Annotated in this window: 16 protein-coding genes; 7 read left to right on the forward strand and 9 right to left on the reverse strand. The window is 74.0% G+C overall.

Annotated elements, in window-relative coordinates:
• Positions 1-75: 75 nt before the first annotated feature.
• Positions 76-1455 (reverse strand): LCP family protein, encoded by a 1380-nt coding sequence (locus ACSHWO_RS20780; protein ID WP_438313690.1) that lies wholly within the window; start codon positions 1453-1455, stop codon positions 76-78.
• A gap of 106 nt (positions 1456-1561) precedes the next feature.
• On the opposite strand from ACSHWO_RS20780, the gene ACSHWO_RS20785 reads away from it, so the two are divergent.
• Positions 1562-2110, forward strand: a complete 549-nt coding sequence (locus tag ACSHWO_RS20785) for an acyl-CoA thioesterase (RefSeq protein ID WP_361100092.1) — start codon at positions 1562-1564, stop codon at positions 2108-2110.
• Positions 2111-2162: 52 nt separating this feature from the next.
• On the opposite strand, the gene ACSHWO_RS20790 is transcribed toward ACSHWO_RS20785, so the two are convergent.
• Positions 2163-3710: an LCP family protein gene (locus ACSHWO_RS20790; protein WP_438313693.1), complete on the reverse strand. Its 1548-nt coding sequence runs from the start codon at positions 3708-3710 to the stop codon at positions 2163-2165.
• A 186-nt stretch (positions 3711-3896) separates the two neighbouring features.
• Between ACSHWO_RS20790 and ACSHWO_RS20795 the strand changes: the two genes are divergently transcribed.
• Positions 3897-4922 carry a glycosyltransferase family 2 protein gene (locus ACSHWO_RS20795; protein ID WP_438313696.1) on the forward strand — a complete coding sequence of 342 codons (1026 nt, stop codon included), beginning with the start codon at positions 3897-3899 and terminating at the stop codon, positions 4920-4922.
• 144 nt (positions 4923-5066) lie between these two features.
• Here ACSHWO_RS20795 and ACSHWO_RS20800 read toward each other — a convergent pair whose 3' ends face one another.
• The 4 genes from ACSHWO_RS20800 to ACSHWO_RS20815 all read right to left on the reverse strand — a co-directional run bounded on the left by ACSHWO_RS20800 (position 5067) and on the right by ACSHWO_RS20815 (position 11030).
• Positions 5067-6809 carry an LCP family protein gene (locus ACSHWO_RS20800; protein ID WP_438313699.1) on the reverse strand — a complete coding sequence of 581 codons (1743 nt, stop codon included), beginning with the start codon at positions 6807-6809 and terminating at the stop codon, positions 5067-5069.
• Positions 6810-6897: 88 nt separating this feature from the next.
• Entirely contained in the window at positions 6898-8643 is a 1746-nt protein-coding gene (locus tag ACSHWO_RS20805; RefSeq protein ID WP_385844603.1) for an LCP family protein, read from the reverse strand.
• 225 nt (positions 8644-8868) lie between these two features.
• Entirely contained in the window at positions 8869-10107 is a 1239-nt protein-coding gene (locus ACSHWO_RS20810) for an LCP family protein (RefSeq protein WP_438313703.1), read from the reverse strand.
• Between the two features lie 170 nt (positions 10108-10277).
• A complete protein-coding gene (locus ACSHWO_RS20815; RefSeq protein WP_385844597.1) occupies positions 10278-11030 on the reverse strand; it encodes a TIGR03089 family protein in 753 nt (250 codons plus the stop codon).
• 140 nt (positions 11031-11170) lie between these two features.
• On the opposite strand from ACSHWO_RS20815, the gene ACSHWO_RS20820 reads away from it, so the two are divergent.
• Positions 11171-12688, forward strand: coding sequence for a peptidoglycan recognition protein family protein (locus tag ACSHWO_RS20820; protein ID WP_438313706.1), 1518 nt, complete (start codon positions 11171-11173; stop codon positions 12686-12688).
• Positions 12689-13065: 377 nt separating this feature from the next.
• A complete protein-coding gene (locus ACSHWO_RS20825; RefSeq protein WP_438313709.1) occupies positions 13066-14094 on the forward strand; it encodes a DNA-3-methyladenine glycosylase family protein in 1029 nt (342 codons plus the stop codon).
• A gap of 168 nt (positions 14095-14262) precedes the next feature.
• Here the strand turns inward: ACSHWO_RS20825 and ACSHWO_RS20830 are convergent, their stop codons facing one another.
• From ACSHWO_RS20830 to ACSHWO_RS20840, 3 genes are read right to left on the reverse strand one after another with little or no spacing between them, the layout of a single operon-like run.
• On the reverse strand, positions 14263-15582 hold the full coding sequence (locus ACSHWO_RS20830) for a coenzyme F420-0:L-glutamate ligase (protein WP_438319194.1): 1320 nt from the start codon (positions 15580-15582) through the stop codon (positions 14263-14265).
• Positions 15583-15602: 20 nt separating this feature from the next.
• Complete coding sequence (gene cofD, locus ACSHWO_RS20835; RefSeq protein ID WP_438313711.1) at positions 15603-16562, reverse strand: 2-phospho-L-lactate transferase; 960 nt, start codon at positions 16560-16562, stop codon at positions 15603-15605.
• Between the two features lie 40 nt (positions 16563-16602).
• On the reverse strand, positions 16603-17190 hold the full coding sequence (locus ACSHWO_RS20840) for a cysteine dioxygenase (protein WP_438313713.1): 588 nt from the start codon (positions 17188-17190) through the stop codon (positions 16603-16605).
• Between the two features lie 638 nt (positions 17191-17828).
• On the opposite strand from ACSHWO_RS20840, the gene ACSHWO_RS20845 reads away from it, so the two are divergent.
• The 3 genes from ACSHWO_RS20845 to ACSHWO_RS20855 all read left to right on the forward strand — a co-directional run bounded on the left by ACSHWO_RS20845 (position 17829) and on the right by ACSHWO_RS20855 (position 23536).
• Complete coding sequence (locus ACSHWO_RS20845) at positions 17829-18092, forward strand: WhiB family transcriptional regulator (RefSeq protein ID WP_003983763.1); 264 nt, start codon at positions 17829-17831, stop codon at positions 18090-18092.
• Positions 18093-18287: 195 nt separating this feature from the next.
• Entirely contained in the window at positions 18288-22064 is a 3777-nt protein-coding gene (locus ACSHWO_RS20850; protein WP_438313718.1) for a glycosyltransferase family 2 protein, read from the forward strand.
• Positions 22061-23536 (forward strand): DUF5719 family protein, encoded by a 1476-nt coding sequence (locus ACSHWO_RS20855; RefSeq protein WP_438313721.1) that lies wholly within the window; start codon positions 22061-22063, stop codon positions 23534-23536. The genes ACSHWO_RS20850 and ACSHWO_RS20855 overlap by 4 nt, the downstream gene beginning before the upstream one ends.
• Positions 23537-23549: the final 13 nt, after the last annotated feature.

The raw sequence follows: 23549 nt of genomic DNA on the forward strand, positions 1-23549 counted from the left end.
CCCGGTACCGGAAGACGCCGACGGCCCCTGCTCCGCGATGCCGGGGCAGGGGCCGTCGGCGTACGGCCCGCAGGGTCAGTTGCCGGTGACGGTGACCTTCTCGCCGTTCTGGATCTGCTGGACGATCTGCTTGACCTTCGGCTTGTCCCAGAGCAGGTTCCCGCCGCGCTCGCCCGCGATCGGCATGTTCATCGAGGTGCCGCTGCCGCCGCTGATGCCCTTCATCGCGAAGAACATCTCGCCCATGTCCCACAGGCCCATGTCCTTGTCCACGATCAGCGTGTCCAGCCCGGCGCCCAGCACCGGGTACAGCTTGAACGGGTTGAGGACGGTGCCGGGGGTGGCCGCCTGGCTGGCCAGGGCCGCCAGGAACTTCTGCTGGTTCTTCGTCCGGGCCAGGTCGGACTCGGCGAAGGCGTACCGGGTGCGGACGAAGGCCAGGGCCTGCTCGCCGTTGAGGGTCTGCTCGCCGGCCTTGAAGTCGGCGCCGGACTTCTCGTCCTTGAAGCCCTTCTCGATGTTCATGTCGACGCCGCCGAGCGCGTCGACGATGTTCGCGAAGCCCGCGAAGCCGATCTCGGCGTAGTGGTCGATGCGCAGGCCCGTGTTGTGCTCGACGGTGCGGACCAGCAGCTCCGGGCCGTCGTCCGCGTACGCGGCGTTGAGCTTGGTGTGCTTGCCCGTCGCCGGGTACTTCTTGCCGGACTGCGAGCCGACGAAGGAGGGGATCTCCACGTCCGAGTCGCGCGGCAGCGAGATCATGGTGTTCCCGCCGGAGCAGGCCGCCAGGATCATCATCGAGTCGGTGCGCTTGCCCTCGGCGGAGCCCGTGTGGAGCTTCTTCTTCTCCTCGTCGGACATGCCCTCGCGGCTGTCGGAGCCGACGATCAGGTACGTCGTGCAGTCGTCGTCCTTCGGGCGCTCGATGACCTTGGAGAGGTCGACCTCGCGGCGCACCTTGGAGTCGGCCCAGAAGTAGGTGCCGACGGTGGTCACCACCAGGGCCGTGGCCAGGACGATCGAGCCGATCTTGATGCGTCGGCGCCAGTCCGGGGCGGCGGCGGGACCGGGTCCGCCGGGCCGGGCCGACGGCGGCTGCCCCGGCCCGCCGGGACCCCCGTGACCCCCGGGGCCGCCCGGGTGCTGCGGGCTGCGCTGCGGCGAGCCGTAGACCTGGCCGGTGTTGTAGCCGCTGTCGTAGCCGCCGTACGTGTCCTGGCCGTGGGACTGCTGCTGCGGCACCCCGTACGCGGGCGCCGGCGGCCGGCCCGGCCGCCCCGCCGGGGGCTGCGGGGGCTGCGGGGGCCGCTGGGGCTGCTGCGGCTGCGGGGGCAGTGCCGGCCCGCGGCGCTGGACGTGCGGCATCCGCCGGGCGCCCTCCGGCTGTGCCTGCGCGCTGCCGCGCCCGTACCCGTCCTCGCGGCTGCCACCGCGCCCATCCGGCCACTCGTTCATGCCGCATAGGATGCCCGGTCGCAGGAGGTGCACGACAGTCCGGGCGGAGCTTCGTGCCGGTGCTGTTGCACAGCTGATGCATCCGGGCCGCCTTTAAGGTAGCGGTATGACACAGATACCGGGCGCGACGACGGGTGCCCTGCAGGGGAAGCCCACCGCGGCCTCGCGGACCACTCTCAGCCACATCATGACCGCCAACGACACCAATCTCCTGGGCACGGTGCACGGTGGCGTGATCATGAAACTCGTTGACGACGCGGCGGGCGCCGTCGCCGGCCGCCACTCGGGCGGCGCGGCCGTGACCGCCTCCATGGACGAGATGGCCTTCCTCGCCCCGGTCCGCGTGGGTGACCTGGTTCACGTCAAGGCGCAGGTCAACTGGACCGGCCGGTCCTCGATGGAGATCGGTGTCCGGGTCCTGGCCGAGCGGTGGAACGAGTCCACCCCCGCCACCCAGGTCGGCAGCGCCTACCTCGTCTTCACGGCCGTGGACGGCGAGGGCAAGCCGCGCACCGTCCCGCCCGTGGTCCCCGAGACCGACCAGGACAAGCGGCGCTACCAGGAGGCGATGATCCGCCGCACGCACCGGCTCGCCCGGCGCAGGGCGATCATGGCGCTGCGCGAGGAGCGGGCCGCCCAGGGCTTCGACGACTGACCCGGCGGCGCCGGGCCGCCCGCCTCCTGCCGCCCGCCCCCTGCCGCTCGTCCTACTTGGCACAGACCACCTGGTCGCCGGTGACCACCCCGAACCCTCCCTCGTGCGGGTCCTCCGGCCGGACCGGCACGACCTTCTCGTAGTCCGTGCCGGCGATCACCAGCACGGTGCGGCCCTGCCCCGGCACGGCCCGCAGCTCGCTGCCCGGCAGCGCGGCGGACACCGTACGGGCGGAGCGGTCCCAGCGCGGGTCGTACGCGATCACCGTGCGCCTGACGCCGCGGCCGGCCCCGTTGCCCGGGGTGCCGGTGGTGTCGAAGCCGGTGGCGCGCAGGGCCGCGTCCACCCGGCCGCCCAGCCCGTCGATCCGGGTCCCGTTCTCGACCCGGACCCGGATCCGCTCCGGAGGTACGTCCACGGGCACCGCGGGCGGCTGCTGCGGGCGGGCGGACCGCCCGGGCCCGGGGGCCGGGCCGGGGGTCAGCGGGCGGTCCTGGCGCAGCGCCTCGAAGAGCTCGGCGGACCTCGGCTCGTCCCACTTCACGGTGGAGCCGATGCCCTTGACCGGGAAGGACGGGTTCCCGACCGGCACGGAGGCGAACTCCGAAGAGGACGGGGAGAAGTCGCGCATGGCCTGGCCGAGGGCCAGCATCTGCTCGGCGCCGAAGCCGGGGTCGGCCCGTACCGAGCCGAGCAGGGTGGAGCTGACCTGCTTGAACTTCACCGGGTTCAGCAGTACCCCGCCGGTGGTGGCCTGTTTGATGAGGGCGGCCACGAACCGCTGCTGGCGCTGCATCCGGCCGAGGTCGGCGGCGCCGTCCACGTGGCGGGAACGCACGTACTGCAGGGCCTGGCCGCCGCTGAGCCGGTGGGTGCCGGGCAGCAGGTGCAGGCCGGTGTTCCGGTCGTCGAGGACCTTGGCGGTGCAGATCTCCACGCCGCCCATCGCGTCGACCGTCCGCATGAAGCTGGTGAAGTCGACCTCCAGGTAGTGGTCGATCTTGACGCGGGTCATGTGCTCGACGGTGCGCACGGTCAGCTGGGGGCCGCCCTCGGCGTAGGCCGCGTTCAGCTTCACCGGGTGCGGGCCGTGCTGCTTCCCCGTGGAGCCGTCGCGGTGCGCGGGCAGCTCGGCGTAGCTGTCGCGGGGCAGGCTGACGACGCTGGCGCGCGCCCGGTCCGCCGAGAGGTGCACCAGCATCACGGTGTCGGTGCAGTGGCAGGGGGCGCCGCCGAGGCGGTACTCGCGCCGGTCCTCCCGGCTGATCCTGTCGCGGCCGTCGGTGCCGACGAGGAGGAAGTTCAGGCCGTGCCCGGCCTGGGGGCGGTTCTTCATGTCCTTGAACGGGTCCACCCGTTCGATCCCGGTGTCCAGGCCCGTCATGACCGCGTGCCCGACGGCCCCGGAGCCCAGGACGACCGCCGCCAGGCCGCCCGCCAGCCGTACCCCCCACCGCGGCCGCCCGCCGCGGGCCCGGTTGCCGCGGCGGCGGTGCGGGGCCGGGCCGCGCCGGGTGCGCTGCGGGCGCGGGCGCGGGCGCGGGTGCGGGGGCAGGTGCGCGGGCCGGGCGGGTCGGGGCGGACGGGGTGGCTGGGGCACGGGGACACCTCCGCGGGGGAGCCGGGCCGACAGGGACGGACCAGATAAGGCGAACCAGACATAATGGTCAGATCGTCAGAACAATAGGCCCATACGATCAGCCTCGGTCCTGACCGATCAGGCGGCGCGCACCCGTTTCCCCCGTACGCGGTAACGTGACACCGATACCCGACCTTGAAGGACCACATGCCCGCCCAGCAGCCCGCAGTCTCGGTGATCATGCCGGTGCTCAACGAGGAGCGCCACCTGCGCAACTCCGTCCACCACATCCTCGGACAGGAGTACGCCGGTGAGATGGAGGTGGTGATCGCGCTGGGGCCGTCCACGGACCGCACCGACGAGATCGCCGCCGAGCTCGTACGCGAGGACCCCCGCGTCGTCACCGTTCCGAACCCGTCCGGCCGCACCCCGGCCGCCCTCAACGCCGCCATCAAGGCGTCGCGCCACCCGATCGTGGTGCGCGTCGACGGCCACGGCATGCTCTCGCCGAACTACATCGCCACCGCGGTCCGCCTCCTGGAGGAGACCGGTGCGCAGAACGTCGGCGGCATCATGCACGCCGAGGGCGAGAACGCCTGGGAGGAGGCCGTCGCCGCGGCGATGACCTCGAAGCTCGGCGTCGGCAACGCGGCCTTCCACACCGGTGGCGAGGCCGGCCCGGCGGACACGGTCTACCTGGGCGTGTTCCGGCGCGAGGCACTGGAGCGGGCGGGCGGCTACAACGAGGAGTTCATCCGGGCCCAGGACTGGGAGCTGAACTTCCGCATCCGCGAGGCCGGCGGGCTGATCTGGTTCTCGCCCGAGCTGAAGGTCCAGTACCGCCCGCGGCCCACGGTGCGGGCGCTGGCCAAGCAGTACAAGGACTACGGCCGCTGGCGGCACGTGGTGGCCCGCTACCACGCGGGCTCGATCAACATGCGCTACCTGGCCCCGCCGACCGCCGTCTGCGCGGTCGCGGCCGGTGTGGTGGCGGGCGCGGCCGTGACCCCCTGGGCCTTCGCGGTCCCGGTCGGCTACCTCGCGGGGATCGCGCTCGGTTCGATCCCGGCGGGCAAGGGCCTCCCGCTCAGGGCGCGGGCGCAGATCCCGGTGGCCATCGCCACGATGCACATGTCGTGGGGCTTCGGCTTCCTCACCAGCCCGCGCTCGCTCGCGGACAAGGTCATCGCGAGCCGGCGACCGTCGCCGAGCCCGGACCCCTCGGCGGCCTGAGGCGCCGCTCGTCGCCCGTCGTCCGCGGCCCGGCGGCGGGCGCACACGGGAAGGGGCCCGGTGCCGTGGTCGTGCAGCCGCGGCACCGGGCCCCTTCCCCGTTCCTGCGTACGGTGCGCCGGCCGGCGCACCGTACGCCACCGGCTACCAGGTGAAGCCCGGCTGGATCGCCATGCACTCCTTGTCGTTGTCGCCGTTGAGCGGGCGCGCCGAGTCGGGGGCCTTGGTCGGAGCGGGAGGCGGCGGGGTCGGCGCATTGCCGGTCCGCCAGTCCTTGCCCACGAGCAGGACGATCCCGGAGACGTCGTCCACCTTCTGCACCGCCGAGGCCGGCAGGCCCAGCGCGGTGGCCACGGCCGCCGCGTCACCCGCCAGGTCCGGGCTGGAGAAGCGGACCACGGTGGTGTCCTCGGCCGCGGTCACGTTGTCGGAGACGGCCTTGGTGAAGCCCTTGCCGGCCAGCACCGAGACGACCTGCAGGGCCCGGTCCCTCACCCTCGGCTGGGCACCGTCCCTGCCGCCGGTGGCGTTGCGCACCGTGATCGCGATCTTCGCGGGCGGGGCGGCCTGGTCGACGGCGGGCTGTGAGGGCGTCGCCGGGGCGCCGCCCGGGGTGCCGGGCGCCGCGGCCGACGAGGACGGGGCCGACGAGGACGGGGCCGGGGAGGCCGCCCCGCCGGGGTGCTCGGGGCCCTTGCCGTCGAGCGGGATGTCCTCACGGATCATCCGGAACAGGTCCTCGGCCTCGCCCGGCTTGGGCTCGACCCGGGCGGAGTCCGAGGGGCTGTAGATCCACGGCATGGTGGTCATCGTGATCCGGCCCGGGGCGACCTTCTTGAGCTCCATGCTCAGGTCGTACAGCTTGTCGATCTTGTTCAGGCCGGGGTCGACCACCATGGCCTTGATGGCCGCCTGCGCCAGGCTGTTGAGCTTCATCGGGTTGCTCAGCTTGGCGTTCTTGCGGAACTCGCGGGCCATCGAGTTCATGTACATGTGCTGGGCGTGGGCGCGGCCGATGTCGGTGCCGTCCTCGAAGCCGTAGCGGGTGCGCAGCCACTGCAGGGCCACCTCGCCCTGGATGACGTTCTCGCCCTTGGGCAGCTTCAGGCCGGAGCCCTTGCCGTCCCTGGTGCGGGAGTGCACGTTCTCCTGGACGCAGACCGGGACGCCGCCGATGGCGTCCGCCATGGTCACCACGCCCTTGAAGTCGATCATCATGAAGTGATCGACCGGGATCTTGGTCAGCTCCTGCCAGGTGGCGACCGTGCAGCCGGGGCCGCCGCGGCTGAGGGACTCGTTGGTCTGCACGAGGCCCCTGCTGGCCTGGTGGACCTTGCCGTTCGGCTCGGTGCACTTGGGCATCTTCAGCAGCGTGTCGCGCGGCATGGACACCACGGACATGTTGGAGCGGTCCGCCGACAGGTGCAGCAGCATCTGCACGTCCGCGAGGGGCGGCCCGTCGAAGGTCTCCTTCGCGCCGCCGAGGGCCTGGTTCTCCGCGCCGTCGCGGGCGTCGGAGCCGATGATGAGGATGTTCAGCGGGGTCTGGCCGAAGGCGTTGGGCTTGGAGCCGCCCAGCTTGCTGTCGCCGAGGTTGAGCGCGTCGGTCTGGATGCTGCCGTTGAGGTGCCGGTAGTAGAGGTAGCCCGCCGCCGCCGTCGCGAGTATGAGGAACGCCAGGACGGAGGCCGTCCAGCGCAGGATGCGCCGCTTGCCGCGCCGGGGCGCAGGCACGCCGGTGCCCGCCGTGCCGGGCGTCCCGGTGCCGGGCGTCCCCTTGCCGGGCGCGCCGCCGGCGGGCACGGCTGGCCCGTCGGAGGGGCCGCCGGATATGTCGTCGGCCGGCCGGGCGGACGCCCCCTCCCCCCGCGTGCTGTCGTTCCTCACAGGTCCCCCCTCGAAATCACTTCATGACTGTGGTGGCGCCGGCCGCGCCGGCGCAGGGCTGATGGCCGGCCCGGGGCCGGCCGGTCGGCTACTTGGCGCAGACCGCCTTGTCCGCCTCGACGCGCTGGATGTCCTCGGGCGCCTTCTGCGGCGCCGTCATGGAGATCCCCGCCCCCTTGAAGTCCGCGCCGAGCGTCAGCTTCATCGCGGTCCGGGGCCCGGCGTCGGCCGTGCCCATCTTCAGCGCCGTGGACGGCAGGCCCATCATGTCCGCCAGCGCCCGCGCCTGGTCCGCCTGGTTCGGGGCGAACTCCAGCTGCGTGGCATCCAGCTTGGCGGGCGCGTTGCCGAGGTTGCTCGCCTTGGTGACGCCCTTGCTGTTCTGCAGCCAGGTCAGGGTGGTGGAGGCCGAGCCCGAGGGCCCGCCGCCGTTGTAGACGTCCACCCGTACGTCCTTCGCCGCGGCGCGCGGGCCCTGCAGGAGCGCGTCCTGCTTGGCCCTGGCCTCGGCGTTGGCGGCCTGCTCCTTCTTCTCGACCTCGGTGAGCGAGACGTCCCCCCGGATCATCTGGAGCAGGGGGTCGGCCAGCGCGTTGTTGAGGACGACGGTGGCCTTCACCTTCTCGGCCGGGTTGTCGAGCACGGGCAGGGTGGTGAAGGTGACGTTCTTGAGGTTCATGTCCTTCAACTCACCGGCGAGGTTGGTGAGTTTCTCGATGGACCCTATGCCCGAGTCCACGCTCAGCGACTTGGTGGCCGCCTCGGCGAGGGAGAAGAACTTCTTCGGGCTGGTCAGGGTCTCCTTCGACTTCATCTCGCGCAGCATCGAACTCAGGAACTGCTGCTGCGTCTTGATGCGGTCGAGGTCGCTCTCGTTGCCGAAGGCGTGCCGGGTCCGTACGAAGGCGAGGGCCTGCTCGCCCTGCAGCCGGTGCTCGCCCGGGCCCAGCTTCAGCTTGGAGTCCTTGTCGTCGACGCCCTTGTCCAGGCAGACGGGGACGCCGCCGACGGCCGTGCTCAGCACCTTCACCGCGTTGAAGTCGACCATCATGAAGTGGTCGACGGTGATCCCGGTGAGCTCCTTGACCGTGCGCATGGTGCAGCCCGGGTCGCGGCCCTCCTGGCCGAGGCTGGTGTTGAAGCGGGTCCCCCGCTGGCCCGGGATCGTCTTCATCGACCCGTCGGGCTGCTTGGTGGGGCAGGCCGGGATGTTCGTGATCAGGTCGCGGGGGATGGACAGCGCGGTGGCGTTGGAGCGGTCCTTGGAGACGTGGAACAGGATCGTCGTGTCGGCGTGGCCGGGGCTGTCCGCGTCGCCGTAGCCCTCGTTACCCGAGCCGGAGCGCTTGTCGGTGCCGATGACGAGGATGTTGATCGGCTGGTCCTTCTTGAAGCCGCCCGTGCCCGCGTCGCCGATGTCGGTGACCTTCAGGTTGCCGTTCAGGTGGTTGTAGTACAGGTACGCGCCCAGCGAGCCGCCGACCAGCAGGAAGGCGAGCGTGCCACCGGTGACCACCATCAGCCGCTTGCGGCGGGCGCTGCCCGTGCCGCCCTTGCGGGGCCGACCGGTGCGCCGGCCGGGCGGGGTCTCGCCGCGGCGCGGCCCGGGGACCGCCGGGGACGGCGAGGCCGGGGACTCCGGGGCCTCCGGCTTCTTGGGGGAGGCCGGTTTGCCGGAACGGGCGCCGGCGGACCTGCGGGGGGAGGTCATCGAGCGCTTCCCTTGCGGAGCGCTTTGATCCAGTTGCAGTTCGTAATTGCCGGTGCTGGGGTTGAGCACCCACTGGTCTGCGGGGTCGATCTCCTCCGCCCGCCCACGGCTCTGCGCATCCACGGTTGCTCGAATCCTCCGTCGGTGCCTCGCGACGCGCCTCCCCCAAGACGCCCGGTCAACGATCCGGCTGCTGGTGCACGGCCTCTTTGCTGGCCAGGGCACCGGATCGCTCACCTTATCCGCCCCGGTCAACGTCAAACCATGGTGGTGACAAATTCCACTCCCCTTATATCGGGGCAAACCGCCTAAGCTCCCGCGCTTCGTGCACCGGCTTTTGGCATTGCTTTACCGGCAGCCGGCCATCCCCGCGGTGGTGCCGGTGAAGGTGGGGACGGGTGTGGGGGCCGTTCCGGTTCTGGTCGGCGACGGCTCGGCACTGCCGGCCCCGGCCCGTACGCCGTCGGGCTCCCGGCCGTCGGCTTTCCGGCCGTCCGCCTTTCGGCCGTCCGCCTCCGTCGGCGGTGCCACCGTCAGGGGCGCGTCCGCGCGCAGCCGCTGGAACAGCCGGGCCGCATCGGGCTGCACGAGCTCGTCCCGGTTCCGGTTGGCCGCGTACGGACGGCGCGGTACCGTCAGGAACTTCACCTGCTCGGTCGGTATGTCCCGCATGCCCCGGACGAGTTCGTACAGCCCGCGCAGCGAGGCCAGCCCGGCGTCCGTGGTCACCGAGGACGTCGCCGCGTCCAACAGCGGGTACAGCCTGCCGGGGTTCAGCAACACCCCGTTGCTCTGCACCTTCTTCACCAGCGAGCCGAGGAACTGCTGCTGGCGGTCCATCCGTTCGGTGTCGCTGCCGTCGCCCTGCCCGTAGCGGGCGCGCACGAAGCCGAGCGCCTGCTCGCCCCGCAGGGTCTGCCGGCCCGCGGGGAGGTGCAGCCGCGCCTCCGTGTCGTTCATGGGCTGTTTGAGGCAGACCTCCACCCCGCCGACCGCGTTCACCATCTTCTTGAACCCGCCGAAGTCCATCACCATGTGGTGATCGATCCGGATCCCGGTCAGCTTCTCCACCGTGCGGATCGTGCAGGCGGCCCCGCCCCACTGGAAGGCCCAGTTGAACTGCACGAACTGCGCCGCGGTGCGGGACCCGTCCGCCGTCAGACAGCTCGGGACGTCCGTCATCAGGTCCCGCGGGATCGAGACCGCCGTCGCGCTGCGCCGGTCCGCGGGCAGGTGCAGCAGGATCACGGTGTCCGAGCGCTGCCCGCCCCCGTCACGCCCGTAGCGGGAGTTGTCCGCGCCCGCGCGCGAGTCCGAGCCGATCAGCAGGATGTTCTGGGATCCGCCCGCGATTGCCGTCGGACGCTCCCGCTCGAAGCGCTCCAGCTCGGACGCGGCCGAGGTGTCCTCGGTGATGTTCGCGTCGAGCTTGCGGTACAGCCACCAGCCCGCCCCGGCGCCGGCCAGCACCAGCAGCGAGACCCCGGCCGCGGTCCAGCGCAGCAGCCGGCGCCGGCGGTCGCGCGGAGGCTCCGGGGAGCCTCCTGCCGCCCCGGTGGCGTCGGGTATGCCTGCGCTGTCCTTCACTCGCGTACCGTCCTCACCGCGTGGGCAGGAGGCCGTACAGGCGTGCGTACGGCCTGAGCCGATCCTGCCCCCGGGGCCGGGAGGCGGCCCGGGGGCGGCCCCTTGTCCAGACCCGAACGGGTGAAAGATCGGCCCCCTCGCGGCAGTGCTGGGGCGGTCGGCGCGGATGCTCACCGCACGGTGTGGGTGACCCGCTCCGCCTCGGTGCGCTGGGCCAGGCCCTCCGCCGGCAACTGGTCCAGGTGGCGGCACAGCACCACGGACCCGCCCGCGGCCAGAGCCGCGAACAGTCCCGCCGACAGTCCGTCCCAGGTGTCATAGCCCAGCCCGGACAGCACCCGCGACCCCGGCTCCAGCCCGAGCTTCGCCGCGTCCTCGCGGGCCCGGCCGACCAGTCCCGCGTACGACAGCTCCTCGCCGCCGACCGCCAGCCCCGGCCCCTCCGGGTCGACGGGGACGAACGGGGCGAACCGGTCGCCCTGCCCCGGCACCTCCACCGCGTAGTCCGCGAACCCGGCCGGCGGCTGCGGGAACCGCCCGCCCAGCGGCCGCAGCGCGAGCGCGACCCGCTCGCCTGAACAGGCGGCCGCTTCCTCCAGGGTGTCGGGGCCGCTCACCACCAGGTCGGCGTCCGCCGGATCCCCGCCCACCTCGGCGACCACCCCGACCGAGGCGCACGCCAGCAGCCACACGGCGCTCTGCCAGTGCGCGGGCAGCAGCAGCGCGAGCCGGTCACCGGGCTCGGCGCCGAGGTCGCCCTGGAGCAGGTTGGCGGTCTTGGCCACCCAATTGGCGAAGGTGGCGACGGACAATTCCACGCGTTCGCCCGTGGCGTCGTCGTAGAAGGTGACGAGGGGGCGGCCCGGATCGGCGGCGAGCGCGGATCGCAGCAGGTCGGCAGGGGTGCGGTCAGATGCGTTCACCCGCCACAGCGTACGCGGGGCCCCTCGCCCGTACGGCGGTCCGCGGCTCACCCGTCCGGGGGAGCCGCACCCGGCGGCGAGCAGACGGTCCGTCAGTTCTCCGATGGCGGTTCGTGGTGCGCGTGCCCAACATCGCTTGCATGCGTGGATTCCTTGCTTCCGCGGTCGGCGTCGCGACCGCCGCCGCCCTCGCCCTGCCGCTCGCCCTGCCCACCCCGGCCCTGGCGGAGTCGTCCTCCGCGTCCTCCGCGGCCCCCGCCGGCTCCACCCAGTCCCTGCCGCTCGCCCCCCTCGGGCCCGCGGCCGACCGCTCGCCCGGCATTCCCGGCATGAGCACCTCGCCGCGCCTGCCCGAAGCCAGGGGGCTGGCCGCCCGCGAGGTCGAGAGGTTCTCGCTGGTCGGTGTCGTCTGGGACGACGCCGGCAGCCAGCTCTACGGCCGCGTCCAGGTCCGCACCCGCTCCGCACGCACCGGTGCCTGGTCCGACTGGCAGGACATCGAGACCCACAACAGCGAGCACGCCCCCGACCTCGGCGCGGTCGAACGCGGAAGCGGCCGGCTCCGCGGCAGCACCGCCCCGCTGTGGGTCGGCGATTCCGACGGGATCGAGGTGCGCGTCCAAGCGGAACCAGGTGCCCCGCCCGCCGCCACGCGCTCCGGGAACGCCGCCCGCCTCCCGTCGGGCCTGCGCATCGAACTCGTCGACCCGGGCGCGGGGACCCCGTCGCTCCCCGGCGACGGCAAGAACACCACGAGCGGCACGGGCACGGCGGGCACTACAGGCACCACGGACACCGCAGGCACCACGGACACCGCAGGCACCACGGACACCGCAGGGACAACAGGGACAACAGGGACCGCGGGAACCCCGGTCGAGGACGACAAGGGTGACCCCGTGGCACAGCCCGGCATGTCGCTGGCCACGGCGGAGGCCTCCTCCGCCAACGTGCCGCTGGCCCCGCTCGGTGCCAAGGAGATCGCCCCCCTCAACCGGCAGGACACCATCGCCGACGCGGTCATCGCCGTCGACGGCGCCCTCAGCAGCCCGCCGTACATCGGCCCGCGCCCGGGCATCGTCACCCGGTTGGGCTGGGGCGCGGACGAATCGCTGCGCGAGAAGGAGTTCGTGTACACGAGCACCGTCAAGGCGGCCTTCGTCCACCACACCGCCTCCGGCAACAACTACGACTGCAAGGACGCCCCGGCGGTGCTGCGCAGCCTGTACCGCTACCACGTGGTCAGCGCCGGCTGGCGGGACTTCGGCTACAACTTCGCCATCGACAAGTGCGGCACCGTGTACGAGGGCCGTGCCGGCGGAGTCGCCAGGCCGGTGCTCGGCGCGCACACCATGGGGTTCAACACCGACAGCATGGGCATCGCGGTGCTCGGCACCTTCACGACCACCGCCCCGCCGGCGGCCGCGGTGCAGTCGGTGGCCGCGCTCACGGCCTGGAAGCTGGGGCTGTTCAACCGGGACCCGCGGGCCACGACCACCCTGAAGTCGGGCGGCGGGAACCTGTACGCCAAGGGCAGCAGCGTGAAGATGAACGTGATCTCCGGGCACCGGGACGGCTTCGCCACGGAATGCCCCGGCAAGCTCCTGTACGGCCAGCTCCCGCCGACCCGCACCACCGCGGCCCGACTCCAGGGCCGCTGAGCCGCCCCGCCCCGCGGCCCGCCGCCCCGGAACCCGGGGCACGCCTCCCCGGGCCGCGGGCACCCTTGGCTGCGCCGGCCCCGGACGGGCCGCAGGTGCGGTGCGCGTCTGCGGGTCGTGCGCGGCTGCTCGCGCAGTTCCCCGCGCCCCTGTCGGCACCCCCCTGTGCCGCGGCGTTGGAGACACGGGCCGCGGGCCTGTCGCGTAGTTCCCCGCGCCTGTGTGTGTGGGTCGTGGGTGGGTGCCCGCGCAGTTCCCCGCGCCCCTGGGCGCTACCCCTCGTGCCTCGGCGTCGGATGCCTCAGGGGCGCGGGGAACTGCGCGCTCGGCCACCCGCGGCTCGCGGGGACACCCGGCGGCGGCGATACGCTCTTGGCATGGCCGGCCGCTTCGATCCCCTCACCCGCGCCGCCGTACGCGGCGGCCGCACGGACGTCCCCGCGACCAGCGCCCCCGTCCCCGCGCCCGGCGGCCCCCCGGCAACGGCCGCGGCCCTCCACCGGGCATGGGCCCCCGAAGGCCCCGTGGACCTCGGCCTCACCCTCGGCCCGCTGCGCCGCGGCCCCCACGACCCCACCTTCCGCGTCACCGCCGACGGCTCCGTCTGGCGCGCCAGCCGCACCCCCCTCGGCCCCGCCACACTGCGCGTCGCCGTGGACCGCACCACCGGCACGGTCCGTGCGGAGGCCTGGGGCCCCGGCGCCGAGTGGATGCTCGACGGCCTGCCCGGCCTCCTCGGGGCCGACGACGACCCGTCGGCCTTCGTCCCCCGCCACCGCCTGGTGCACGCCAGCCACCGCAGCCGCCCCGGCCTCCGCCTGACCCGTACCGGGCTGGTGCTGGAGTCGCTGATCCCGACCGTCCTGGAGCAGAAGGTCACCAGCGACGAGGCCTACCGTTCCTGGCGCCGTCTGGTGCGCCGGCACGGGGAACCCGCCCCCGGCCCGCGGACCGCCGCTGACCTGTACGTCATGCCGGACGCCCGGACCTGGGCGCTGATCCCGTCCTGGGACTGGCACCGGGCCGGGGTCGACGCCAAGCGCTCGGGGACCATCGTCCGGGCCGCGCGGGTGGCGGCCCGGATGGAGGAGGCCGCCGCCATGCCGCCGGGGCGGGCCGCCGCCCGGCTGGAGGCGGTGCCCGGTATCGGCCCGTGGACCTCCGCGGAGACCCTCCAGCGCAGCAACGGCGACCCGGACGCCGTCACCACCGGTGACCTGCACCTGCCCGGCATCATCGGCTACGCCCTGGCCGGCGACCGGGACGCCGACGACGCCACCATGCTCGAACTGCTCGCGCCGTACGCCGGCCAGCGCCACCGCGCGGCCCGTCTGATCCTCCTGGCCGGCCGCACGCCACCCCGCCGCGCCCCCAGGATGTACCGCAACGACATCGCCCACCTCTGACGAGCGCCGCCCCGCGCCTACGAGTCGGTGGCGGTGCTCCAGGGGCGCGGGGAACTGCGCGCCCTGCCCCCCGCGGCCCGCGGTCGGGCCCGGGCCCGCGGTCGGGCCCGCGGCCCGCGGGGTGCGAACCGGGCCCGCTTCCCCGCGCCGTGCGGGGGCCGCGGCGGGTCAGCGGATCGTGATGAAGGGGTCCGCGGGGCGAGGGGCCCGCTCGCGCGGCGCCTCCGCCGCACGCCCGACGGCCACGGCCCCCATGGGGTCCCAGTCCTCCGGGAGCCCCAGCGCCTTGCGCACCACGTCCCGGCAGAACATCGTCGACGACACCCACGCCGACCCCAGCCCCTCCCCGGCCACCGCGACCAGGAAGTTCTGCACGCCGGCGCCGGTCGCGACCACGAACATCTCCCGCTCGGCCGCGTCCCGCCGCGCGTGCCCGTACGTGTGCGCGCCGTCCATCACCATGCACGGCACCACCAGGTACGGCGCGTTCCGCAGCACGTCGCCGCGCCGCACCCGCTTCGCGATCGACTCCTCGCTCTTGCCGTCGCGCCGCAGGTCCTCGATCCAGGCGTCCCGCATCGCGTCGAGCAGTTCGCGCCGCGCGCCCTCGGATTCCACCAGGACGAACCGCCACGGCGTCGTGTGGTGCGGCGCCGGGGCGGTCACGGCCGCGGCGACGGCCCGCCGGACCGCGGCCGGGTCCACCGGTTCGGCGGTGAAGGCCCGCACGGTGCGGCGCTGCGTGACCGCCTCCCGTACCGCCTCCGAGGTGCCGAGGCGGAACATGTCCTCGGCGGCGGGCCGCACCAGCTGCGCGGCGCTGGCGCCTTCGCCGAGGACGTGCCCGAGCCCGCGTACGACGGCCACCGGCAGCCCCTCGGCCTTGCCCTTGACGAGGTCGCCGGCGGCGGCCAGTTCGTCGGCGGTGGCGACGACGGTCGCGCTGAGCGGGTTGCCGTGCGCGTCGGTGCCGCCGCGCAGGTCGTCGAGGACGCGTACGCCGGCGGCGCCGATGGCCACGTCGGTCAGGCCGGCCCGCCAGGGCCGCCCGAACGTGTCGGTGACGATGACGCCGACGTCGACGCAGAGCAGCTCCCGCAGCCCGGCGCGGATCGCGGCGGCGGAGGCGTCGGGGTCCTCGGGCAGCAGCAGTACGGTGCCGGGTTCGGTGTTGGAGGCGTCGACGCCGGCGGCGGCCATGACCAGGCCCTGCCGGTTCTCGACTATCCGCAGCGGGCCACGGCGCGCGACGACCCGTACGGTCTCGGCGTCGATGGCCTCTTCACGCGAGTCGGCCCGGACGATCCGGCCCTCCGCCTTGGAGACGATCTTCGAGGTGACGAGCAGGACGTCGCCGTCCCGCAGTCCGGGCGCCGCGTCCGCGACGAGTCGGGCGAGGTCGTCGCCGGGCCGGACCTCCGGCATTCCGGCCACGGCCCACACCTCGTACGAGGGCGATTGCGAGGGCGCGTTCGACGGCTCGGGCACGGGCGACGGCGAGGGCGCGGTCACCTGGCCGCCTCCGCGAGGGCCAGGGCGGTGCGGGCCATCTCGGCGGTCGCGTCGAGGTCGGTCATCATCAGCGGTACCGCCCGGCAGGCGATCCCGGCGGCCTCCACCTCGGCGACGGCGTCCGCGTCGGCGGTGTCGACGAGCCAGCCGTCGAGGAGGTCGGAGCCGTAGTGCCGGGCGACGGCGGCGGCGGTGGCTTCGACGCCGACCGCGGCCAGCACCTTGTCGGCCATGCCGCGCACGGGGGCGCCGCCGACGATGGGGGAGAGGCCGACGACGGGCGCCGCGGCGGCGGCGACGGCCTCGCGGACGCCGGGTACGGCGAGGATGGTGCCGACGGAGACGACCGGGTTGGACGGCGGGAAGAGGATGACGTCGGCCTCGGCGAGGGCCTCCAGGACGCCCGGTGCGGGCTTGGCCTGTTCGGCCCCGACGGGTACGACGGCCTCGGCGTCGAGGGAGGCGCGCAGCCGGACCCAGTACTCCTGGAAGTGGATGACGCGGCGCTCCCCGGTGCCGGCGTCGGTGACGGCGACGTGGGTCTCGACCCGGTCGTCGGACATGGGCAGCAGCCGGACGCCGGGCTGCCAGCGGTCGCAGAGGGCTTCGGTGACGGCGCTCAGCGGGTAGCCGGCGTCGATCATCTGGGTACGGACGATGTGGGTGGCGAAGTCGCGGTCTCCGAGGCCGAACCAGGACGGTCCGACCCCGTAGGCGGCGAGTTCTTCCTTGACGGTGAAGGACTCGTCGGCGCGGCCCCAGCCCTGCTCCTCGTTGATGCCGCCGCCGAGGGTGTACATGACGGTGTCGAGGTCGGGGCACACCTTGAGCCCGAACAGGTGGATGTCGTCACCGGTGTTGCCGATGACGGTGATCTCCGCGTCGGGGACCGCCGACTTCAGTCCGCGGAGGAAACGGGCGCCGCCGATGCCGCCGGCCAGAACAACAATGCGCATGCGGACAGTCTGTCAGCCGCGGTCCGCCGGGCGTGCTCCGTCAGACGGGGAGGGCCTCGGGCCGGGCGGGGGAGCAGTGGTGCATGGGCATCTCGGTCAGACCGGGGAAGTAGACGTGCAGGCTGACGGCGCCGTCGAGGCCGTCGTTGACGACCTCGTGGTCGTAACCGGGGGCGAAGACGCGCTGGGCGCCGGCCCGGAGGGTGAGGGCGCCGCGGGGGCTGTGCTCGGTGAGCGTGCCGTCGAGGACGGTCAGGACGCCGGAGGAGGCGCCGTGGTCGTGCCGGCCGCTGCCCTGTCCGGGGACCCAGCTGAGGAGCCACACCTCGTAGCCGGGGCCGGTGCGCAGCCGGTGGTACCAGCGGGTGGTGGCGTCGTAGCGGACCAGGTGCTGCCAGCTCGCGCGGTCCTCGGCGATGGAGCGGGCGAGGCCGACGAACTCGGAGAGGGTGGAGGGGTGTTCGCGGGCGGGCTGGAGCAGGTGCTGGACGGCGAGGATGTCGCCGGCGATCTGGAGGTCGCTCTCCGTGACCGGGGGGCGGTCGTCGGCCGTCGCGGCAGCGGGGGCCGCGGCGGCAGTGGCCGGAACGGAAGCGGAAGCGGAAGCGGCGGGTGCGGGGATGCGCATTGCGGGGTCCTCGGGAGATGTCAGGAGTGCTGGCGGTTGCTGCGGAGGTGGCCGGAGCTCAGGGGAGCCGGGGGCTCCCAGGGCATCAACAGCTGCAACAGCAACAGCGGACCTGGGCAGCGCGCAGGAACCCACGAACGGGGGTCCGGTTGGCGGCTGCGGTCTCTGACATGGGGACAAGGAGACCGGCTGGGGGGCCGGACTGTCAACCCAATGACCGGTTTGGCGGAAAAGGTTCATCTGATCCGGTTAACACGGTCGGAGAAAGGTTTGTGCACCCCGTGACCGGGGAGATGGCGCTGCAAGTCCCGCTGTGGCCCTGTTCAAACGTGCGATGCCAACTCGTGACCGGAATGTGATCTGCGCCGCTTCTGTGGCCGGATTGCAACCGGTCCATGAGGCGTCGCGTCGGTTGCGGGTGAAGTGGGCGTAGTCGGACACCAGTGGCATGTGTCACGATTTTTGGCGATTTGATCACTTTCTGCATAGCCTTGGTTCCGCAGAGTGAATAAGGGCCCCAATAGCAGATCCCAGCTTGACTGGGCTGGAGCCCCCCACTTGTAATTTCACTCGTGTCGTTACGTAGCGATGAGTAACGACGCCACCACGGGGATGCACAGACAGAGCGAGGGGCGCACATGACCGAGCTGTTTCAGGAACTGCTGGTCGAGGAAGCGGACGAAGAGCTCGGATGGCAGGAGCGCGCCCTGTGCGCTCAGACCGACCCCGAGTCCTTCTTCCCCGAGAAGGGCGGCTCCACCCGCGAGGCGAAGAAGGTCTGCCTCGCCTGCGAAGTCCGCTCCGAATGCCTCGAGTACGCCCTCGCCAACGACGAGCGATTCGGCATCTGGGGCGGCCTGTCCGAACGCGAGCGCCGCCGCCTGAAGAAAGCCGCCGTCTGACCGCTCCCGCCGCACGGAAAACAACACCAAGAGCACACCACACGGTCCGCCTCCTGCACCTTCCCCGCAGGAGGCGGACCGGCGTGTTCCCAGCCGTTAGTGTGGGGCGCTGTCCAGCAGCCTCCGAGGGCACACCACCCCCGGACCCTCCTCCCGCGCCCGGGGGGACCCCCAGGCCGGAGGGCCAGTAGAGCGATGTCCCTGCACAGCCAGTCGACGGCCTCCTACCAGGCTGACGCCACCCCCCAGTTCCCCCGGCACGTCGTCACCGCGGTCCTGGTCGCCCACGACGGAGCGCGCTGGCTCCCCAAGACCCTCGCCGGGCTCCTCGGCCAGGAGCGCCCCGCGCAGAACCACGTCGCCGCCGACACCGGCAGTGCCGACGAATCCGCCCGCCTGCTCGCCGAGGCCCTCGGCGACGACCGCGTCCTGCACCTCGCCCGCCGCACCGGATTCGGCACCGCCGTCGACGAGGCCGCCCGCTCCGCCGGCACCCTCACCCCCGAGGACCTCCCCTACCTCAAGCGCCCCAGCGGCTGGGACCCCGTCAGCCGCACCTGGCGGGACGACACCTACGACCTCCCCGACCTCCCCCACGGCGAACCCGTCCAGTGGCTCTGGCTGCTCCACGACGACAGCGCCCCCGAGCCCGACGCCCTCACCGAACTGCTGCGCGTCGCCGAGGAGAACCCCGACGCCGCCGTCATCGGCCCCAAGCTGCGCGGCTGGTACGACAACAAGCAGCTCCTCGAAGCCGGCGTCACCATCGCCCGCAGCGGCCGCCGCTGGACCGGCCTCGACCGCCGCGAACAGGACCAGGGCCAGCACGACCAGGTCCGCCACGTCCTGTCCGTGTCCACCGCCGGCATGCTCGTGCGCCGCGACGTCTACGACGACCTCGGCGGCTTCGACCGCCGCCTGCCCCTCATGCGCGACGACGTCGACCTGTGCTGGCGCGCCCAGAGCGCCGGCCACACCGTCCTCGTCGCCCCCGACGCCGTCCTGCGGCACGCCGAGGCCGCCGCCCGCGAGCGCCGCACCGTCGACTGCGCCGGCCGCAGCGCCGTCGGACCGCACCGCGTCGACAAGGCCGGCGCCGTCTACACGCTGCTCGCCAACAGCTCCGGCCGGGCCCTGCCGTACGTGCTGCTGCGCCTGGTCGCCGGTACCGTACTGCGCACCCTCGGCTACCTCGTCGGCAAGGCCCCCGGCCAGGCCGTCGACGAGTTCACCGGCCTCCTCGCCACGCTGCTGCGCCCCGGCCGCCTCCTCGGCGCCCGCCGCCGGCGCGGCCGCCCCGCCGTCCCCGCCAAGGAACTGCGCCCCCTGTTCCCGCCGCCCGGCGCCACCGTGCGCGCCGGCGCCGAACAGCTCGCCGGATACCTCGGCTCCGGCCGCGACACCGACGGCGCCGCCGCCGGCCGGCACGGCGGAGCCGTCGAATCCGGACCCGGCGGCGAGGACGCCGACTACCTCCACGTCGAACAGTTCGCGCGCCTGAAGCGGATCGCCCGCAACCCCGCGCCCGCCCTCTTCGCCCTCCTCCTGCTCGTCTCCGTCATCGCCTGCCGCGGCCTCCTCGGCGGCGGCTCCCTCATGGGCGGCGCCCTGCTGCCCGCCCCCGACAGCGGCCTGGACCTCTGGCACCGCTACACCCGCGACTGGCAGCCCGTCGGCGTCGGCTCCACCGCCGGCGCACCCCCGTACCTCGCCGTCCTCGGAGCCCTCTCCACCCTGCTCCTCGGCTCCACCGACGCCGCCCTGACCCTGCTGCTGGTCTGCTCGGTCCCGCTCGCCGGACTCACCGCCTACTTCGCCGCCCGGCCGCTCGTCGACTCCCGGCTGCTGCGCGCCTGGGCCGCCGTCGCCTACGCCTTCCTGCCCGCCGTCACCGGAGCCCTCGCCGGCGGCCGCCTCGGCACCGCCGTCCTCGCGATCCTGCTCCCGCTCATCGCCCGCTCCGCCGTCACCGCCTTCGGCCTCGCCGACCCCGCGCCCGCCGGTGCCCCCGACTCCGGCACCACCGCCCCCGCGCAGCGCGGCGGCCGGCGCGCGGTGTGGACGTACACCCTCCTGCTGACCCTGGCCACCGCCTTCACCCCGGTCGTCTGGCTGCTGGCCGCCGTCCTCGCCGCCGCCGCGGCGGTCCGCCGGCGCGCCGAGTGGAAGGCGTACGGGCTGCGGCTGCTCGCCTCCCTCACCGTCCCGCTCCTCGTCCTCGCCCCCTGGTCCCTGGGCCTGCTCCTGCACCCGGCCCGGCTCCTGGACGAGGCCGGCCTCCCCGGCGCCGCCGGCCGGGCCACCGCCCTCGACCTCGTCGGCCTCAGCCCCGGCGGCCCCCGCACCGCCGGCGGTCTGCTGCTCCTCGGCGTCGTCCTCGCCGCCCTGGCCGCCCTGCTGCGCACCGAGCGGCGGCTCGCCGTCCGCGCCGCCTGGGCCGCCGCCCTGGCCGCGCTGGCCCTGGCCGTCGTCCTCAACCGCACGGGCTGGGCGGGACCCGCCGTCCTCGTGTACGGGCTCGCCCTGCTCGCCGCCGCCGCCGTCGGCGCGGACGGGGCCAAGGAGCGCGTCGCCGCCAGCAGCTTCGGCTGGCGCCAGCCCGCAGCCGCGCTGATCGCCCTCGCGGCAGCCGCCGGCCCGCTGCTGGGCGCGGCCGGCTGGATGGTCTCCGGGGCCGCCGGCCCGCTGGAGCGGCGCGACCCGGTCCAGGTCCCCGCCTTCGTCGCCGAAGAGGGCAGCACCCGCGACCAGGCCCGCACCCTCGTCCTCGGCGGCAGCTCGCCCGCCACCGTGTCCTACGCCCTCGTCCGCGGCTCGGGCGGCAGCCTCGGCGACGCCGAACTCGCCGCCGGGGCCGGCAGCACCCCCGCCCTCGACAAGGTCGTCTCCAGCCTCGTCGCCGGCTCCGGAGCCGACCAGAGCGACCAGCTCAGCGGGTACGGCATCCGCTACGTCCTGGTCCGCGACGGAGCCCCGCAGCAGATGCGGAAGGTCCTCGACACCACCCCCGGCCTGAGCCGGCTCAGCCAGCTCGACGGCAGCGCCCTGTGGCGGGTGGACCGGCAGGTCGCCCGCGCCGTCATCGTCTCCGGCAAGCCGGGCGAGGCCCCCATCCCGGTGGCCTCCGGCCCCGTCGAGGCCCACACCAGGATCCCGGCGGGCGAGGCGGGCCGCGTCCTGCGCATCGCCGACCGTGCCGCGCCCGGCTGGCGGGCCACCCTCGACGGCAAGCCGCTGGGGGCCAAGACCCTCGACGGCTGGGCCCAGGGCTTCGAACTGCCGGCCGCCGGCGGCCGCCTCGACCTCGTCCACGAGGACTCCTTCCCCCGGACCGCCTGGCACTGGGCCCAGGGCGGGCTCGCCCTGCTGCTGCTCGTGATGGCCCTGCCCGGCCGCCGGGCCAGCCTCGACGACGACCTGCCCGACGAGGAGGCCGCCGCCGACCGGCCCGCCCCCGGCGAGGCCGGGGAGGGCCGTCGGGCCCGCCGTCTGCGCGCCGAGACCGACGGGGCGGCCGCCCCGGCCGCCGCCGGCACCGCGGCCGAGCCCGCCGGCGCCGTGGCCGACCCGTACGCGGCGATCCCTGCGCAGCCGGCGTACGGCGAGGACGCCTACGCCTACCAGTCGTACGGCGACCAGTCGTACGCGGACCAGTCGTACGGCGACCAGCCGTACGGGGACCAGCCGTACGGCGATCAGGGCCAAGGCGACCAGGGCCACGCCTACGGGCAGCCGGACCGGCCGCAGCAGCCGTACGTCCCCGCCCAGGCCACCGGCTACGAGCAGTACCCGTACCAGCAGGGCTACGACCCCCAGGCCCACGACCTCCACCAGGCCTACCCCCCACAGCCCCAGCACACCCAGCAGCCCCACCAGCCCCACGCCCAGCCGTACCCGCACCCGTACGAGCAGCAGCAGTACGACGCGTACGGACAGCACGACCAGCGTCCCGACGGGAGCCACCAGCAGTGAAGCAGCGCGCCCCCCTGACGCTGGCGGCCGCCGCCGCGGCCCTCGCCGCCTTCGCCGGCCTCGCCCACCTCACCGCGCCCGCCGCCCCGGCCGCCGACGACCGCACCACGGCCGCGGCCCGGATGCCCGTCGAGCGGTCCGCGCTGGTCTGCCCGGCGCCCAGCAGCTCCGACATCGCCGAGACGACGTACACGGCGATCACCCCCGGCGCGGCCGGCGGCGGCAAGGGCTCGGCCCGGCTGCTCGGCGCCACCAAGGAGGCCAAGCCCGTCCTGGAGCTGAAGGAGCGCGGCAAGCCGGCCGGGGCGACCGCCTCCGGCGCCGAGGCCCCCGGCCTGGCCGGCATCGCCGACGGCGTCCTCGCCCCCGGCTGGACGGCGCAGCAGACCACCAAGGTGTCGGTGGGACGGTCCCGCGGCCTGCTCGGCGTCGGCTGCACCACCCCCGGCACCGACTTCTGGTTCCCGGGCGCAAGCACCGCCAAGGGGCGCGAGGACTACCTGCACCTCACCAACCCGGACGACACCGCGGCCGTGATCGACATCAAGATGTTCGGGCCCGACGGGGCGGTCAAGGACGAGACCGGCGTCAGCGAGAACATCCGCGTCGACCCCCGCTCCACCAAGGCGGTGTCGCTGGCCTCCCTCGCCCCCGGCAAGGAGCTCGCCGACCTCACCGCGCACGTCACCACCCGCGCCGGCCGCGTCGGCGCCTCCCTGCAGGCAGGCGAGGAGAACGTCGGGGCGGACTGGCTGGCGGCCTCCGCCGACCCGGCCGCCGCCCACGTGCTGCCGGGCATCCCGGCGGACGCCACCTCCGTGAAACTGGTCGCGTTCGCGCCCGGCGAGGAGGACGCCGACCTCACCGTGAAGCTGGCCGGCCCGAACGGCCCGATCAGCCCGGCCGGCAACGAGCGGCTGCACCTCAAGGCCGGCATGACGGCGGGCGTGGACCTCAAGGACGTCACCCGCGGCGAGGCCGGCTCGCTGCTGCTGGCCCCGGCCGACCCGAAGAAGGCCGTACCGGTGGTCGCGGCGCTGCGCGTGGTCCGCGGCAGCGGCGCCAAGCAGGAGATGGCCTTCGTCCCGGCCGCCGCACCGGTGGGGGCGCGGGCGACCGTGGCCGACAACCGGGCCGACGAGAACGCGAGCGTGCTGTCGCTGACCGCGGTCGGGGCCGACGCGAAGGTGAAAGTCACGGCCTCGCCGGGAACCGAGGCGGGCGAGCCGGCCACCAAGGAGGTCAGCGTCAAGGCGGGCAGCACGCAGACCGTCTCCCTGGCGCCCGGCGGGGCGAAGGGCGCCTACGCGCTGACCGTCGAGACCCTCTCCGGCGGCCCGGTCCACGCGGCCCGCACCCTGACGCTGCCCCACGAGGGCATCGTGATGTTCACCGTCCAGACCCTGTCCGACGACCGCGGAATGGTCCCGGTACCGAAGGCCGTGCAGGACCTCACGGTCCTCACCCGCTAGCCGGGCGGGCGCG

This window comes from Streptomyces pallidus (ex Mingjun et al. 2026), assembly GCF_051550185.1.
Lineage (GTDB): Bacteria > Actinomycetota > Actinomycetes > Streptomycetales > Streptomycetaceae > Streptomyces.

Coding starts and splice junctions, on each gene's coding strand:
- ACSHWO_RS20780 (WP_438313690.1), bottom strand. CDS start 1,455: ATGAACGAGTGGCCGGATGGGCGCGGTGGCAGCCGCGAGGACGGGTAC.
- ACSHWO_RS20850 (WP_438313718.1), top strand. CDS start 18,288: ATGTCCCTGCACAGCCAGTCGACGGCCTCCTACCAGGCTGACGCCACC.
- ACSHWO_RS20845 (WP_003983763.1), top strand. CDS start 17,829: ATGACCGAGCTGTTTCAGGAACTGCTGGTCGAGGAAGCGGACGAAGAG.
- ACSHWO_RS20795 (WP_438313696.1), top strand. CDS start 3,897: ATGCCCGCCCAGCAGCCCGCAGTCTCGGTGATCATGCCGGTGCTCAAC.
- ACSHWO_RS20825 (WP_438313709.1), top strand. CDS start 13,066: ATGGCCGGCCGCTTCGATCCCCTCACCCGCGCCGCCGTACGCGGCGGC.
- ACSHWO_RS20820 (WP_438313706.1), top strand. CDS start 11,171: ATGCGTGGATTCCTTGCTTCCGCGGTCGGCGTCGCGACCGCCGCCGCC.
- cofD (WP_438313711.1), bottom strand. CDS start 16,562: ATGCGCATTGTTGTTCTGGCCGGCGGCATCGGCGGCGCCCGTTTCCTC.
- ACSHWO_RS20840 (WP_438313713.1), bottom strand. CDS start 17,190: ATGCGCATCCCCGCACCCGCCGCTTCCGCTTCCGCTTCCGTTCCGGCC.
- ACSHWO_RS20785 (WP_361100092.1), top strand. CDS start 1,562: ATGACACAGATACCGGGCGCGACGACGGGTGCCCTGCAGGGGAAGCCC.